The sequence below is a fragment of the Corynebacterium sp. UMB10119B genome (assembly GCF_030228125.1).
Classification (GTDB): domain Bacteria; phylum Actinomycetota; class Actinomycetes; order Mycobacteriales; family Mycobacteriaceae; genus Corynebacterium; species Corynebacterium pseudogenitalium.
Genome location: NZ_JASPBG010000009.1, coordinates 59700 through 74883 on the forward strand (window position 1 = coordinate 59700; position 15184 = coordinate 74883).

Consider the following 15184-nt stretch of genomic DNA (forward strand, 5'->3'; position numbering starts at 1 on the left):
CACGCTTTTAACGCTCACACCGGATCAACTCCCGCCTAAGAACACCCGCCCCAAACAGCAACCCATTGACCAGCAGTGGCTGGTTGATTACCTCACGCTTCCGAAGAGAAAGAAGCGCTCGAAGCTCACTGAGTTCTTCGGCTGGGTCCTTGGGTTTTAACGTTTAACCAGGCAAGTTAAAGTATTCTCAATTCTGTTGCGCCGTTTTCATTACCAAGATTGAAAGGAGGGAAGCGATGGGGGTTCTGCGTGTTGATATCGAGCCGTCTGTGCTGGACTGGGCGCTGCGACGTACAGGACTCAGTGACGAAAAGCTCCGTGCCACGTTTCCCAAGGTAAACGATTGGCGCTCAGGGGAGGAGCGTCCGACGCTCAACCAAGCGGAAGAGCTAGCGAAGAAAGCTCGTATCCCATTTGGACGGCTCCTTCTACAGGCGCCTTCTGGCGAAGAGACTGATTTACCTGATTTTCGTACTGTCAGAAATGAGCGTCTCGATGGGTTGAGTCCTGACCTGCAGGAAGTTATTCACTCCGCCGAGGCGCGCTTGGGGTGGTACGCGGATTACGCAGAGGAAGTTGGAGTTCCCGGTCCTGAAATTCTGCGCTCTGCCCAAGATTCCACCAGTCCCGTCCTGGCTGCTCGCCAGGCTCGCATCGCTCTGGATCTTGATGAGACTTCTCCTATTGCTGGGCTAGAAAAAGTTACGACACTAACGCACCACATGGAAGATACAGGGATTCTAGTATCCCGAAATTCCATTGTTGGAAACTCTACTCAACGTCATTTCAGTATTGATGAGTTCCGTGGATTCACCCTGATTGATGGGGAATACTGCCTGGTGTTTGTGAATACAAGCGACGCTAAAACTGCGCAGCTCTTCAGTCTCGCCCACGAGTTGGGTCATGTTGCTTTGGGGGAGGCTGGTATTTCTGACCACAGCGACCACCTGAAGGTAGAGCGCTGGTGTAACGAGTTTGCAGCAGCATTCCTCGCTCCAGAGACTGCAGTGAGGGAACGGTACAACAAGAAGCGTTCTTTGCTCGACAACGTCACGTCTCTGGCAAACGCGTTTGGCATCAGTAGGGAAGCGACGCTGTTGCGCCTGAAAGGTATCTTCTCGATCGAGCAACAAGAGTTCGACGAAGTTATGCGATTGGTCCGTGTCAGGAAAGAAAAGAAAGCCACACAAGAGGGCGGCGGCGGTCCTTCGTTCCATGTTCTCGTTCGGTCTCGAGTCGGCGGACGATTCTTTGAGACGATCACCTTTGCCGCAAAGTCCGGACAAATTCCTGAGAGAGATGCTGCGCGGCTTCTTGGTGCTGCCTCGTATAAGTCCTTTGAGAACTTGGTGAACAAAAGCCATTGGGCTAGCCGGGAGGTGGGGTAGCCGGTGTATCTAGTTGATACGAATGTTTTACGGGCCCGGCACATCACGGTGTAGCTAACCGCCGCACCGTTCCGCCACCGCCCACCTCGTGTGGAACAATGTTGCTCATGCAACCGACTCAAGAGGATCTCAATATCATTCAGGAGCAGCTCGGCCGCCCGCCCCGCGGTGTGCTGGAAATTTCCTACCGCACGCCCGACGGTCAGCCTGCGGTAGTCAAGACTGCACCCAAGCTTGACGACGGCACTCCGTTCCCCACGCTCTACTACCTGACGGACCGCCGCCTCACTGCCGAGGCTTCGCGTTTGGAGGGCGCTCAGGTGATGAAGTGGATGGAGGCCCGCCTGGCCGAGGACGAGGACTTGCAGAAGGATTACCGCCGTGCCCACGAGTATTTTTTGGCGAAGCGCAACGAGATTGAGGATCTGGGTACGGACTTTTCCGGCGGCGGCATGCCGGATCGCGTGAAGTGCCTGCACGTGCTGATTGCGTACGCGTTGGCGGAGGGGCCGGAGCACTTCCGTTTCGGTACGGAGGCTGTGGCGCTCGCTGCTGAGCACGGCAACCTGCGCGGCACCGCGATCCCCGCCGACTGGCCGACGCTCGAGGACCTCGGCATCACGCTCGCTGAGGCGGGGGAGCACCTCGCATGAGCCAGCCGGTAACGCTCGCCGCGGTCGACTGTGGCACGAACTCCATCCGCCTCCTGATCACCCGTTTCGACTCCGAGACGAACACGTTCGAGGAGGTCTGCCGCGAGAACATCATCGTGCGCTTGGGGCAGGGCGTGGACGAGACGGGCGCGTTCAACACGGAGGCGATTGAGCGCACCCGCAAGGCGCTCGCCGCCTACACCGAGCGCATGCTCGCCGAGGGTGTGCAGCGCGTGCGCATGGTCGCCACCTCCGCGACGCGCGACGCCTCCAACCGCGACGTCTTCTTCGACATGACCCGCGAGCTGCTTAGCCAGATCCAGCCTGGCGCACAGGCCGAGGTGATCACGGGGGAGGAGGAAGCCCAGCTTTCCTTCATCGGCGCCACGATGGACCTTCCCGCAGGCGACGGCCCCTTCTGCGTCATCGACTTAGGCGGCGGCTCCACCGAGTTCGTTGTAGGCAACGGCGACGCCATCGAGGGCCGCATCTCCACTCAGATGGGGTGCGTGCGCCTCACGGAGCGTTTCTTACGCTCGGATCCGCCAGCCCCCGAGGAGCTGCGCGCAGCCCGCGACTACGCGCGCGAGCAGGTCCAGCACGCGGCAGCGGTGGTCAACATGGCGAAGGCCCGCACGATGGTCGGCTGCGCCGGCACCTTTACGACGCTCTCCGCGCTCACCCAACACCTTCCCGAGTACAACCCAACCCGCATCCACCTCTCACGCCTCTCCTTCGAGGATCTGCGTGCCACCATCGCGGAGATCCAGGCGTTGAGCGTGCAGGAACGCAAGGACCACCCGGTGATCCACCCCGGGCGTGCCGACGTCATCCCCGCCGGCGCTGCCGTCGTCGAGGAAATATTGAAAGCCGCCGAGGATTTCACTGGTCTTGACTCGATTGTGATCAGTGAGAAAGACATCCTCGACGGCATCGTGGCCTCGTTGGCAAGCCACGAATAGTAACTTTAACTCAAGTAAACGCTAGTCCTCGTCCGGCTCCAGGATTTGGTCCTGGTGCCCCCGCTTGCCGCGTAAGTCTTTGATCTCACGCATGCGGGGTTCCGGATCGATCTTGTTCGCAATGGCCTTACGGGTGGAGGTCACCACCTGTTTGGCCACCGGCGAGTTCACTGCCTTCTGTGTGGCGTTGACAATCTGGTGATAGCGCTTGCGACCGGCTTTCGTGCCGAACACGTACCCGGCGGCTGCTCCGACAACGAATTGAATCATGGGTGCCATAGTACAGAGGATTACGATCTTGCTTCAGTACTGCCACAATTAAGGTTTTAAGAAAGCTAACCGTTATCCTGGAAGCCAAGGCACACGCCGATATTGCGATGACTGTTGGTGCACTCTGTGAGAAGGGAATGAAGTTGGCTCGTATTTTGGTGCTATCGCATTATTGGGCGCCAGAAAATGGGGTCCCACAGCGGAGGTGGACGTGGCTCACTGAGATGCTGCACGAGCAGGGGCATTCCGTCAGTGTCATCGCGCCACCGCCGCATTACAATCGGGTGAATGATTGGGCGGAACGCGCCAAGGACGCAAGAGTGCGTACTCGGCGCCGCATTCGGGGGGTGAACAAAGTCGAGTGGGGTCCATCGGGGGAGCGGATCTTTCGGACACAGTATCTAACTGGTGGCTCCGGGCTGACAGCGAAGGCTTTGAACCAAGGATTTGTTGCGCTCTCGACGCTGCTGAAAGTCGCCAAACAGCGCGATAAGGCGGAGGATGCGACGCCTGATCTCATCATTGGTACGGTTCCTGCGCTGCCTACGGCATTCATTACTCCGCTTGCTGCGAAGCTGCTTGGAGTGCCGTATGTGATTGATTTGCGGGATGCCTGGCCGGATTTGTTGAAGTACTCGAATGACTGGAACTCTGGACTGGGTGAATCTTCGTGGCGGGAACGAATCTTTGGTAAGGGACCAAAACAGGTTGTGATCGCCATTGTTTCGCACTTGTTGAAGAAGTCGTTGCGCAACGCTGCCGGTGTGATTGTTACCGCCGATGATTTGGGGGAACAGCTTCAGACAAAGCTAGCTCGCAGAGACGCAGGCGTTCCGGTGAACGTTTGTACCGTGCGAAATGTGTTTCCAGTCAAAAGCGCATTTTCAAGGGAACATGCAACCTCTGTGCACCATGAGGAGAGTGAACGCCCGTACCTCAATGTGTTGTACGCCGGCACGTTAGGTCGAGCCCAAAAACTTGGCAATGCGATCGAGGCAGCAGAGATAGCCCACCGACAAGGTGTTGATGTGCACTTGAAGCTCATCGGCGCTGGAGTGACCAAAGAAGCTCTGCAAAACCAAGCACGGGAACTCGACGCGGATATCGAAATTCTGCCTAGGACCTCAGCAGATGCGCTCGAGCAGTACTACGCCTGGGCTGATACGGCACTAGTACATCTTGCTGATTGGGCACCGCTACAGCGCGCAGTGCCTTCGAAAACGTATGAGCTCATGGAAGCCGGGATCCATATCAGTGGGGCAGTGGAGGGCGAGCCTGCTCGCCTAATCGAACAGCTGCACGCGGGACATACTGTGCCGGCCGAGGATCCACAGGCGCTGGCACAGCTCTGGGTACGGCTGGCACATAACCGGGAGGAATTGGAAGTCCCGAGTAATGCGGCTCAGTGGGTCGTTCACGAACGAGACGTTGCGAGTCCAGCCGCGTTACAGAAGTTTCTCGACGCCCTCTCGAACTAAGGCAGTACCGTGAAATCGTTGCTCAAAGTTGCGTATCTGCGCCAAGCCGTTTTTACTGCCGGATTTATCGCGCAGCAGTGCAGAACTGACGCTGATGCGTTTGCACGCAACGTAGCGCAGCGGCTCAAGTACGTTCAGATCGTGGGTCCGGTACTGCAGCGTCGTGTGCTTTCGGATAAAGACGCCGATCAACAGGACATCGCGAAGGCTGCTCGTCATGCTTTCGAATCTGGTAATTTTTCGGAAGCCATTGACTTGCTCGCAGGCAGTCGGCGTCACCGGCTGACACACCAACGTTATGAGTTTGAGCGGGCGAAACTGCATCAAGGCATTGAGTCGTCCTTGCCGCTGCGCGGTGCGGAACGCGTGTTTCACTACCTGACCAACTCGTTGCCACACACAAGCGCGGGATACTCGCTGCGAAGCCATGCAGTACTTCAATGCATGCAGTCCGTTGGACTTCAGGTAGCAGCTGCGACGCGGTATGGCTATCCAAATGTTGTCGGCAAGCTTGCTACAGATGAACGTGAGTGCGTTGATGGCATTGATTATTTTCGAATCCTGCCTTTGTGGCCATCGGGCTCCTTTTCAGAGCAGCAGGACCAAGCTGTAAAACAGCTGGTGCGTTACGCTGCGAAGTTCGGTGCTGAAGCACTACATACGACTACAGGGTTCGAAAATGCCTTGATCGTTAGCCGAGCAGCAAAACGGCTCGGCATCCCGTGGGTGTACGAGATGCGGGGCGCACCGGAACAAACATGGCTTTCAAAGCAACCAACGGACAAACGCGAGACTGCAAAGCAATCTGAGTACTATCAAGCGGCACACCGCCAGGAACTCGAGGCGGCTCGTCAGGCAGCTGCAGTGGTGGTGCTGAGCGAGATTACAAAACGGTCTCTGATTGAGCGCGGAATTAGTGCTGAAAAGATTGTGGTTGCGCCGAACGGCGTGCCCGATGACGTGTTCCAGCGCCGCGATTCGAAGCTTGAACTACGCCGGGAGCTACGCCTTCCCGAGGGCAAGACGCTTGTGGGAGCCATCACCGCAGTTGTCGACTACGAAGGTCTGGAGTACTTCCTCGAGGCACTCACAAAGCTCGATGAGTCTTTCTTGGGTGTCGTAGTGGGAGATGGGGTAGCGCTGGAGGGGCTGAAGGAACAGGCTCAATCGCTAGGCATTGAACAGCGAGTACGTTTCGTCGGCCGACAGCCTGCGAGCAGCATCCACAAATGGTACGGGGCGCTCGACGTCTTCGTAGTGCCGCGCAAGGACACTGTCGTGTGTAGGAACGTGACTCCTATTAAGTCGGTGATGGCACAGGCACTCGACATCCCTGTTGTTGCTTCTGATCTGCCGGCGCTTCGCGAAGTGACCGGTGGTATAGAAACGTACGTGGAACCGGAAAATGCTTTGTCGTTGGCGGAGGGAATCTGCGTCGCGGCAAGCCTCGAGCATGACGAAAGGCGTACATTATGGGCGCGAACGAGGGCGTGGTCCGCTGTAGCGCAGGAATACGCCGCGCTATACAGGCAGTGAGCAAAATAGCGTTGCTACTGCGTGCTTACTAAGCTGTAACAGTTAGGCTTTGAATGACGGAGAGTTGTCGCACCGCCAGTGGAAGGATTGTTGATGAGTCGAGATGCAGACAGCCAGGAGCTGGAGTGCCAGGATTCGAGTACAATCGTAGTTGACACGTCGTCGCTAAAGAGAGTATCTGCACGGCCGCCTATCAGCCAGTACATCACCGAGATCTGGCAGCGCCGCTACTTCCTGCACGCAGATGCAACCGCGAAGGCGTTTCGCACGCCGCGTGACGTCTGGATGGGCAAAGTCTGGCTTGTCATTTCACCGTTGATTGACGCGATGATGTACGCCGTAATTTTCGGCTTCATTATCCGTACGAGTAACGGTATTCAGAACTTCCCCGGATACGTGGTGCTTGGGGTAACGGTATTTCAGATCTTTCAGAAGTACATCACCGACGGTAATGACTTGGTGAAGAAGCAGCAGAACTTGATCAAGTCGTTCATGTTCCCGCGTGCAGCGCTGGTGCTTTCGCAGAGCTTGCGTCTGTTCTATTCGACGATGCTACCTGTCGGGGTCGCGACGGTTTTCACGTTGTTAACACAACTCAATGAGCCGCTGCATTGGACGATTATCTTTCTCGTTCCGCTTTTCTTCCTGGCGCATATTTTCGGCACAGGCATCATGTTCATCGTTGCGCGCGTCACAGCATTTTACCCAGACGCAGAGATCATTTTCCGCTTGGGGCAGCGTTTTTGGTTCTACTGCTCGGGCGTGTTCTTCTCCGTTGAACGCTTTGTCCACCAACCAGTGCTGAAAGAGGTTATGGAAAACAACCCGGGGTACCAGTTCCTTATGGCAGCCCGTAACTGCGTCATGTACGGTCAAGTACCAGCAATGGACCTCTGGGGACCGATCATCATTTGGTCTTTTGCTACCTTTGCGGTCGGATTCCTTTTCTTCTGGAGGGCGGAAGAGCGCTATGCCACAGTCAAATAGCAATGACAGCGAGATGGTTCCTTCGATCGTGCTTCGGAACATCACTATGGACTACCCGGTGAAGTCTGAGGAAAAGCGTTTCGGCTGGGACACAGTTCGTGCGCTCGATGACATCAACCTTGTGCTGTATGAAGGCCAGTCAGTTGGTTTCTTCGGACAAAATGGGTCGGGGAAGTCAACGATGATGCGGATCATTGCCGGTGCCGAGAGGCCGACAACTGGTGATGTGCTAGTAAAATCCCAGCCGACGCTGATGGGAGTGCATGCCGCGTTGCAGCCACGTCTTTCTGGTGCAAAAAACATCCGTATAGGTTGCCTCGCTATGGGAATGACGCCTGAAGAATCTAAGGCTGCGTTCCCCGGGATTGTTGAACTCGCCGATATCGGTGACGCCATTGATCGCCCAATGAACACATATTCTTCAGGGCAGGGAGCACGATTGGGATTCTCGATTGGGCTAGCAACGAATCCGGAAATCCTAATCGTGGATGAGACGCTTTCTACCGGTGACGCAGCATTTGCTCAGCGAGCGGAAGCCAAGATGAAATCGCTTATCAATAGTGCTGGCACTGTGTTGCTTGTCTCGCATTCGCCAAAACAATTGGAGACAATGTGTGACCGGGGACTTTGGATTCATGAAGGTAGGATCATCGCGGATGGGGAAGTGGGTAAAATTGCGACAAATTACCGGCAGTGGGCAAACCTGAAAGGGGCCAATAAGCGAAAGGATGCTGAGAATTTAATAAAGCAAATAGAGACCGACTATCAATCTCCTAGTATCTGCCTTGAAACAAGCCGGTAGTTAGGACGTGGTTGCGGATTCGGCACTCACTTCTACATATAAGAAGATCGCGATGAGCAACTATCCCTTTCGGAGCGCCAGAGAAAACAACTTAGGAACTTAGGAGTGAAGCGGCTGCATTGTAACGAAGAACCTTCTGGCGTGATATCATGCGAGATGATTTAGTGATCGACTTAATCGTTGAAGGAAGAATGCTCGGATACCCATGCGGCGTGTTATAACCTACGGAACGTTTGATCTATTGCATTACGGCCACGTTGAGCTGCTGCACCGTGCGAAAGCACTTGGTGACTATTTGATAGTTGCGTTATCTACTGATGAGTTCAATAAACTTAAAGGTAAGCACTCGTACTTTTCCTACGAAAGGCGACGCCGAATGCTGGAAGCTATACGGTATGTTGACCTAGTTGTACCAGAACAAACATGGGGGCAAAAAGCTCGTGATGTAGAGAACCTTAAAGTTGACGTTTTCGTTATGGGAGATGACTGGTCAGGCAAATTTGATGCTGAGCTTGAGGGGAAGTGCGAGGTAATTTACCTGCCTCGTACTCCTGATATTTCAACTACTCAGATTAAGAGAGAATTGAACCGCGATGGATAAATTGAGGTAGTAGTTTGAAACCCCTGGCGCCGCGGTGCATGCCACTGCAGTAGCTAATTGCTAGTGGTTAAAAATTTGGTGTGCAGAGGGGCGATGCCCCTTCCGTACAAGCAAGCTATTTGCAACGTAAGAGTGGATGGGGATAATCGAAGGGGTGCTATCGACTAGTAAGTTAACTTAGTCGCTATAGTCCAACGTGCTGGGTTAGGCACTCTATTGAAGAGGACAGTACTGGGAATACTTGTGGAAGTAAAGATAATCGAAGTCTAGGCGTTCATTATGTGTCCGCGGTGCAAACGACCTTCACGAAGACTTAAGGTTTAAAACTGATGGTGGGGACCAGGTTGTAATTTAATAACTAATGAAAAGGTAACTCATGAATCAAGGATCGAGCATAGATGCGACGGCTTTAGGCAACTTGAAGGGTGAAAGTGCGCCTAAAATCACTCTAGCTACTCCAAATTCAGTCAGTCTTCCTGAAGGAGCGATTAGGCGAGCCGCCGCCCGCCCTCAGCACCTCCAAGACCCTACTTATGCGGAAAAATACGACGATAGCACCCTCTTCTATGACATAGTTTTAGTGGGAGAAGACGTTGTGTTGTCAGGGCCACCGCTTTTAAATTTGGAAGAGCATGTACGATCAGCAACTGTTACTATTGACGGAGAGGTTGCAATCTTCGAAAAGACCGAAGCCCTCGAGCGGTCACAGATTACAATCTTTTCGCTTCCTTCGCCGCCCGAAAACTCCACAGTTAGTTTTACGCTTCGTATTGAATCTTTAGGGCTCTTCGTAGAATCAGAAATAGACATCTCGAGCTATGAGATTCTTAAAGATTCGAAAGTTCTCATGACGCTGCAAAAGAATGAAGAGCTGGCGTGGATACGAGATTGGGCCCAGTTCTATGTTAAAAATCACGGCGTTAATGCAGTTATAATTTACGACAACGGGTCCGATAGGTATTCTCCTCAAGATATTGCGAAAGCCGTTGCGAGTATTGATGGAATTGGACATGTCGTTGTTGTTGATTGGGGTTTTAAATACGGTCCGCAAGGTAGTCCTTGGGTAGGGCCGGGCGTGGCTTGGGATTCCGACTTCTGTCAGATAGGCGCTTTTCAAAACTGTCGATACAAATGGACAACGAAAGCGGTAGGTTGGATCAATTGTGATGTGGACGAATTGATAGTGCCGCTGAAGAAACGAACAATTTTTGACGAACTTGAACACTCCTCATCTGGAGTTGTCGGTGTTGGAGGGCGGTGGATATCAAACATTGCTGTGGACCTCCAAGAGGGCCAGTTGCCGAGATACTGGAACTTTCCATACTTTACTGCGCAAGAATGCAACGCTAAGTGGGTAATGGCCAGTGACCGCGTGAAACCGTCAGCCCATCCCACAGCTCATTACGTTCGCGGCGTCGGAGAATGCAAGAGCAGTGATTTCATGCTTGCGCATTTTAAGCCTTTGAATTCGGGGTGGAAGATTCCGACGCGTAGGGAAGTGTCGCGGGAAGTTAGACGCAGTCCGCTGACAAGGGACGAATCACATCTATTAAAAGCTGTCCGCTACGCGTTTGAGGACGTAGGTGTGCAAGAGGCATCGGACCTTGCATTGACACGCTCGCTATCGACGGTTGGAATCAAGTATGACGCTTCGGATGCGCCTATGGTTAGTTGGTTGTTTAACGCTTTAAGAACTTCTTCCGAACTCCACAACGTATGGCACAAATGCTGGTTGTGGCGCTCTAAGGTTTTTGTGCTTGAGTACCCAGGAGAATCAAGTGACATTGCATTTGATATCGTACAGCGGGAATCGACGCTGGTCATGAGCTGCGGTGTCAGGAATAAAGCGGAAGCCGTCAGATTTAAGGAAAGTTTACAGTCTACATTTGGCGCTGAATTAGGCGCTCCAAAACCCTCCCAGTTAGGTTATGAAGTCTTAGAGCTAGGATGTAGCGAGAGATGGGATGACGCACTCGCGTTAGCCGAAAGAATTATCATGCAAGTCATGGAAATGGAGCCTTTGCAGGCTGGCGTTGTTTCATTACAGCGGAAGCTCAACAAGTGGCCACGTACTCGTTACCCCTTGAAGAATTTGCGGTCTGCGCCAGAGTATAAGGAGTTGGCTGACAAAATTAAAACACGATCCAATGGGGATTGGGTGCTCTACGTGCCAAACATGGGGAACTGGGAAGATGCTCTGATTCACAAGGGTACAGAGCAGTTCCTAAAGCACTTTGGTATTGACTTTAAGACGATTCAGTGGAAAGAGTTGCAACCTTACCTGAGAGAGTCGGAACGCCTAGGCTTAAGAGTGGGAGAAAAGGCTGTTTTAAATGGCGGTGGCGGGTCGTGGAGAGCCTCCACGTCAGGGAACAGGTCCAGAGCTCAAGCGATGGCTGGGGTGTTTGGCAACATAATCGAACTCCCTCATAGCTACCTACTTCGATGATCGACCAGTCAGGGTGTGAAATCGATTATTTTGCCCGCGATAGGAGCGGCAGCCTAGAACACGTACCGTCAGCGTCATTTTGTCACGATATGGCGTTCTTTTTGCAACTGCCAAGCCTAACTAGGGTTGACGGAGCTTTGGGCGAGGGCTTCTTTTTCAGGGGAGATAAAGAGCGAAGCTCAGCTTTGGGTGACTTGTACAGAGATACATTGGATCTCTCAAAATTTGGTAATCATATGGATTCCATTACACCATTTTTCGAGATTTTAAGCCGGTATTCATGTATCTATACAGACCGCATGCACATTGCAATTGCTGGTGCGATGATGGGAAAGGATGTACGGTTTTATATCGGGAATCATGGAGAATCTTTAGGAGTTTACGAAGCGACGTTGAAGACACATTACCCCAACGTCAAAATTATCGATTTAATCTGATGTGCAGAGTGACGCATCGCTTTATGTTTTGGTCGACACGACATCTCAGCAAGCAACCCTGAGGCGCATAATGGCCTACCGGATACTGTGCCTGTTAAGCGCGCCACAAGCTTGCTTGCTGCTTACTGCGACTGATGGATTAGTAAAGGCGTTGTGTGGACAATGCGACAACGAAGTGGGCTTCTGGCAACACTCCGCAACCTTCCCAAGCCCTACTGCCGGTATACACACCAGCCGAGCGCTGGCATAGACAGGAAGGAGTGCGCCCAAGGAGGGTTGAGGCTACCACGCTTTAAGGGAAATCCAAGTAGTACGGATGATGTGTCCGTAAAAGAGGATGCTCGTTGTGAGTCAACAACGTAGACAATTCACGCCGGAGTAGCGATGTGAAGCAGCCAACCTCGTCATCGAGTCGGGCCGACCGATCTTACATGGGGCTAAAGAAATCGGCGTCGGCGCAAGCCTGTTAGGTAAGTGGGTCAAAAGTGAGCAGGAGGGTCGCGGCGCTCAGAGGGTGGCTAAGAAAGAAACAGCTGCCTGACCACCAGATAGTTACATTGCGCGTCCACGATTCGCGGGCAACCCCAGTTTGCTCGATCCAGTTCACGGTTCTCTCGCTGCAAACGTTTAAGTTCTTCTTCCATTGTTTCGCCATCCGGCCCTATGCGGCCATCTTGGGTGGAGGCGCTGTCGCGGTACCACGCCCGCAATGTGTGGCGAGATACACCGAGGAGCTCGCCGACCTGCTCGTAGGCCCGCTGCATTGAGTAGGACTCCAAACGGACCACTACGATGATCTGATAGACCGCCTTCACTTTAAACTCGACGGAATACTTCTGGGCATAGTGCCAAATCTTTCCTTACCTAAGGCAGCGACTCAACCCAGGGTGCTTTAGCGCGGCGCGAACAGATAGGAGGATTACATGCCGACGCTTGCGTGTGCTGCGGGGCCAGTTGTAGTACACCCATTCCGTTCGTTGTGGGGGTCGTATCAGCGGGGGATACTGTATGCGGCATCGACGTGAATCTCCTTGTGGCTTCTGGTTGCACTCAGCATGCCAGCAAGGGCAGGTATTCACCTGCTCAAGGAGATCGGACTATCATAAGTTACCAATAACAATAACCGAGTCGCGAGGCTGACCATTCCGGCTCGGTGAACATTACAAACCAAACGGACCAAATTGACTTATGAATTCACTAAAGGCTATCGGACGGAAGGCATATACGGCGCTAACCCAGCTGAAGCGAGGTAATGTCAATTATGTAGTCGCCAGAGCAGTCACACATCTTAATAAGTATTTCCACCACCCGTGGTTAACATTACCTTTTAACCTCCACCCACGCTCGCGCGTACAGCAAAATTTCGACCCCATGGCTGCACCTGCCTACATGTTTAATACTTCAAAACTAAGTTTTCCAAGAATTCGGGCGGCGGTAATCCTGGACGATTTCTCGCTACACTGCTGGCAACAAGAGTTTAATACTATTGTAATAACCGTCGATAATTGGAGACATCAGCTAGAACAAACGAATGTTGATTTTCTGTTCGTAGAGTCAGCCCATTCTGGAAACCACGGAGAATGGCGTGGAAAAATTAAAAGTACCGGATCACCAGACGCCGAGCTTGCGAGTGTCGTAGACTGGTGTAAGAATCGAGGTATCCCCACGGTCTTCTGGAACAAAGAAGATCCCGTCCATTTCGACGAGTTTCTCCAGACAGCCCTACTGTTCGATGTCATCTTCACCACCGACGCGAACATGATTCCGAAATATGAATCTTTCGTCAACAATGCCACCGTTGCGGTTATGCCCTTTGCAGCTCAACCTAAAATCCACAACCCCGCTAACAATTCTCCGACAATGCCAGGGATCCGAGACCCTCGCATTCGTCGGGGTGATATCGCTTTTGCAGGGACCTATTTCACAGAAAAATACGCTGAACGACGTCGGCAACTTGACGTCTTACTAAAAGGTGCCATAAAGGTAGCGCAGGACAATCGAGCTTCATTAACGATATTTTCCAGGCAAAATGAGCTGGATAAACGCTATAGATTTCCGTCTCACTTCAGAAGTTATGTCGTAGGTTCCCTAAGTCCTGACAGAATGCTTAGTGCCAATAAGGAACATAAAGTTTTTTTAAATGTAAATTCCGTGACCGATAGCGCAACAATGTGTGCGAGGAGACTGTTCGAGCTTCCCGCCTGCGGTGCAGCTGTCGTGTCTGCGTATTCCCCTGCAGTTTCAAACTTTTTTGCGGAAGATGAAATTTCTATAGCACGATCGGCTGAGGATGCGGCTGCGAAAATAAAGACTCTAGTTAATTCTCCAGAAGTTCGAGACCGGATGGTTCACAAGGCACAACGCACAATTTGGAATCGGCACTGCTACCACCACCGAGCGCAATTGCTCTTTGACGCTATAAAACTCCAAGACGATTCGGCAACTTTTTCACCTACAATTTCAGTGATCTGCTCCTCAAATCGGCCAAACAACATTGAGCATCTACTTTCGCAGTACTCGCGTCAGATCAACGTTGACCGTGAACTCGTCTTAATCACGCATGGCTACGAACTTGATGATTCAGAACGCGAGCGACTGTTCGAAGCGTATGGGATTTCTGCAAAGGAGGTAATCATAGATTCATCTCCGAAGGATGAGACATTGGGTGCATGCCTCAACAAAGCAGTTAGCTACGCACGCGGCCAATACATTGCTAAATTCGATGATGATGATATCTACTTGCCTCATTATTTAGAAGACATGAGGAACACAGCAGCATTCAGCGGTGCAGATCTTATCGGAAAGCAAGCCTGTTATGCCTACATACAACAGTATGATGCTTTGGTTCTCCGCAACCCAGAATGTGAGCATCTCTGGGGCAACTTTGTAGCCGGTCCTACTCTATTTGGGCCAATAGCTACCTTTAAGCAGACGCCATTCCAACCAAGAAATACAGGTGAAGACACAGCATTCATCAACACGGTAAAGAGGCGAGGTGGCAGTATATACTGCAGTGACCGATTTAATTTTATCCAGGTCAGAAGCTCAGGCCATACGTGGCGAATTTCAGATGAAGATTTCATTGCACAAGGGCAAGTGCGTACATTTGGATTACACGAAAAACATGTAATTGCATAGTTACTGGCTAACAGTTCGACTAGGCGAAACCTGTTGTACGCGATCAACATCCGCGTATCTATTTGCAGTTCTCTTCAGAGCTTGGTGGAGTGGATTCCGCAGTCCTCAGTATACGGGCTCGTGTCCCTTCACTCCGACTAATCGGGACTCTGTTGTCATTATTACGCAGACAACCATGCGTAGGCACTATATATCCAGCCGGATGCTAAGCAGATTGAGCGGTTAACAGGGGTGGTAAGTTTCCCAGGACGCTTCGGCGACCATGATTCTGAGCGGGCGGACATCCATTTGACACTGGTCGTTAGGGATGGAAAGTGACTGGCGTGTCAGTGATGGTCTGTGTTTTGCTGTTGACCGTCTGATAGGTCGTTTTGATGAAAGGACTGGGAATAATCAGGAGCCCGACAGTTCAAATGAGGACGAAAGTGCTAAGGTAATGAAAGACGAAAGCATCCGAATCGGATATTGAGAACGCAAAAGAGG

12 protein-coding genes and 1 pseudogene are annotated in these 15184 nt (G+C 52.3%); 11 read left to right on the plus strand and 2 right to left on the minus strand.

All coding sequences use genetic code 11. The features are described from left to right. Positions 1 to 236 precede the first annotated feature (236 nt). From QP802_RS07990 to QP802_RS08000, 3 genes are all read left to right on the plus strand, one after another. Positions 237 to 1388, plus strand: a complete 1152-nt coding sequence (locus QP802_RS07990; protein WP_284818250.1) for an ImmA/IrrE family metallo-endopeptidase — start codon at positions 237 to 239, stop codon at positions 1386 to 1388. Between the two features lie 107 nt (positions 1389 to 1495). After that, positions 1496 to 2041: a DUF501 domain-containing protein gene (locus tag QP802_RS07995; RefSeq protein ID WP_284818251.1), complete on the plus strand. Its 546-nt coding sequence runs from the start codon at positions 1496 to 1498 to the stop codon at positions 2039 to 2041. Beyond that, positions 2038 to 3003, plus strand: coding sequence for a Ppx/GppA phosphatase family protein (locus QP802_RS08000; protein WP_284818252.1), 966 nt, complete (start codon positions 2038 to 2040; stop codon positions 3001 to 3003). Before QP802_RS07995 ends, QP802_RS08000 begins: the two co-directional genes overlap by 4 nt. 21 nt (positions 3004 to 3024) lie before the next feature. Here QP802_RS08000 and QP802_RS08005 read toward each other — a convergent pair whose 3' ends face one another. Next, positions 3025 to 3273 carry a hypothetical protein gene (locus QP802_RS08005; RefSeq protein ID WP_070363455.1) on the minus strand — a complete coding sequence of 83 codons (249 nt, stop codon included), beginning with the start codon at positions 3271 to 3273 and terminating at the stop codon, positions 3025 to 3027. Positions 3274 to 3410: 137 nt separating this feature from the next. Between QP802_RS08005 and QP802_RS08010 the strand changes: the two genes are divergently transcribed. From QP802_RS08010 to QP802_RS08040, 7 genes are all read left to right on the plus strand, one after another. Continuing rightward, on the plus strand, positions 3411 to 4751 hold the full coding sequence (locus tag QP802_RS08010) for a glycosyltransferase family 4 protein (RefSeq protein ID WP_256001325.1): 1341 nt from the start codon (positions 3411 to 3413) through the stop codon (positions 4749 to 4751). A gap of 9 nt (positions 4752 to 4760) precedes the next feature. Continuing rightward, the gene (locus QP802_RS08015; protein WP_070975304.1) at positions 4761 to 6287 is read left to right on the plus strand and encodes a glycosyltransferase; all 1527 of its coding nucleotides are present in this window, start codon (positions 4761 to 4763) and stop codon (positions 6285 to 6287) included. 93 nt (positions 6288 to 6380) lie between these two features. Beyond that, complete coding sequence (locus tag QP802_RS08020) at positions 6381 to 7274, plus strand: ABC transporter permease (protein ID WP_070975303.1); 894 nt, start codon at positions 6381 to 6383, stop codon at positions 7272 to 7274. Continuing rightward, positions 7258 to 8076 (plus strand): ABC transporter ATP-binding protein, encoded by an 819-nt coding sequence (locus tag QP802_RS08025; protein WP_070975302.1) that lies wholly within the window; start codon positions 7258 to 7260, stop codon positions 8074 to 8076. Before QP802_RS08020 ends, QP802_RS08025 begins: the two co-directional genes overlap by 17 nt. Positions 8077 to 8281: 205 nt before the next feature. Then, entirely contained in the window at positions 8282 to 8677 is a 396-nt protein-coding gene (gene tagD / locus QP802_RS08030) for a glycerol-3-phosphate cytidylyltransferase (protein ID WP_256001322.1), read from the plus strand. A 376-nt stretch (positions 8678 to 9053) separates the two neighbouring features. After that, the gene (locus QP802_RS08035) at positions 9054 to 11126 is read left to right on the plus strand and encodes a glycosyltransferase family protein (RefSeq protein WP_284818257.1); all 2073 of its coding nucleotides are present in this window, start codon (positions 9054 to 9056) and stop codon (positions 11124 to 11126) included. Further along, positions 11123 to 11563 (plus strand): hypothetical protein, encoded by a 441-nt coding sequence (locus tag QP802_RS08040; protein ID WP_284818259.1) that lies wholly within the window; start codon positions 11123 to 11125, stop codon positions 11561 to 11563. The genes QP802_RS08035 and QP802_RS08040 overlap by 4 nt, the downstream gene beginning before the upstream one ends. Before the next feature lie 587 nt (positions 11564 to 12150). On the opposite strand, the pseudogene QP802_RS08045 reads toward QP802_RS08040, so the two are convergent. Next, positions 12151 to 12417 (minus strand): annotated as a pseudogene (locus tag QP802_RS08045) (transposase); the annotation flags it as partial. A 517-nt stretch (positions 12418 to 12934) separates the two neighbouring features. Here QP802_RS08045 and QP802_RS08050 point away from each other — a divergent pair. Beyond that, the gene (locus QP802_RS08050; RefSeq protein ID WP_176754787.1) at positions 12935 to 14701 is read left to right on the plus strand and encodes a glycosyltransferase family protein; all 1767 of its coding nucleotides are present in this window, start codon (positions 12935 to 12937) and stop codon (positions 14699 to 14701) included. Positions 14702 to 15184 lie beyond the last annotated feature (483 nt).

Coding starts and splice junctions, on each gene's coding strand:
- QP802_RS07990 (WP_284818250.1), top strand. CDS start 237: ATGGGGGTTCTGCGTGTTGATATCGAGCCGTCTGTGCTGGACTGGGCG.
- QP802_RS07995 (WP_284818251.1), top strand. CDS start 1,496: ATGCAACCGACTCAAGAGGATCTCAATATCATTCAGGAGCAGCTCGGC.
- QP802_RS08000 (WP_284818252.1), top strand. CDS start 2,038: ATGAGCCAGCCGGTAACGCTCGCCGCGGTCGACTGTGGCACGAACTCC.
- QP802_RS08005 (WP_070363455.1), bottom strand. CDS start 3,273: ATGATTCAATTCGTTGTCGGAGCAGCCGCCGGGTACGTGTTCGGCACG.
- QP802_RS08010 (WP_256001325.1), top strand. CDS start 3,411: ATGAAGTTGGCTCGTATTTTGGTGCTATCGCATTATTGGGCGCCAGAA.
- QP802_RS08020 (WP_070975303.1), top strand. CDS start 6,381: ATGAGTCGAGATGCAGACAGCCAGGAGCTGGAGTGCCAGGATTCGAGT.
- QP802_RS08025 (WP_070975302.1), top strand. CDS start 7,258: ATGCCACAGTCAAATAGCAATGACAGCGAGATGGTTCCTTCGATCGTG.
- tagD (WP_256001322.1), top strand. CDS start 8,282: ATGCGGCGTGTTATAACCTACGGAACGTTTGATCTATTGCATTACGGC.
- QP802_RS08035 (WP_284818257.1), top strand. CDS start 9,054: ATGAATCAAGGATCGAGCATAGATGCGACGGCTTTAGGCAACTTGAAG.
- QP802_RS08040 (WP_284818259.1), top strand. CDS start 11,123: ATGATCGACCAGTCAGGGTGTGAAATCGATTATTTTGCCCGCGATAGG.
- QP802_RS08050 (WP_176754787.1), top strand. CDS start 12,935: ATGGCTGCACCTGCCTACATGTTTAATACTTCAAAACTAAGTTTTCCA.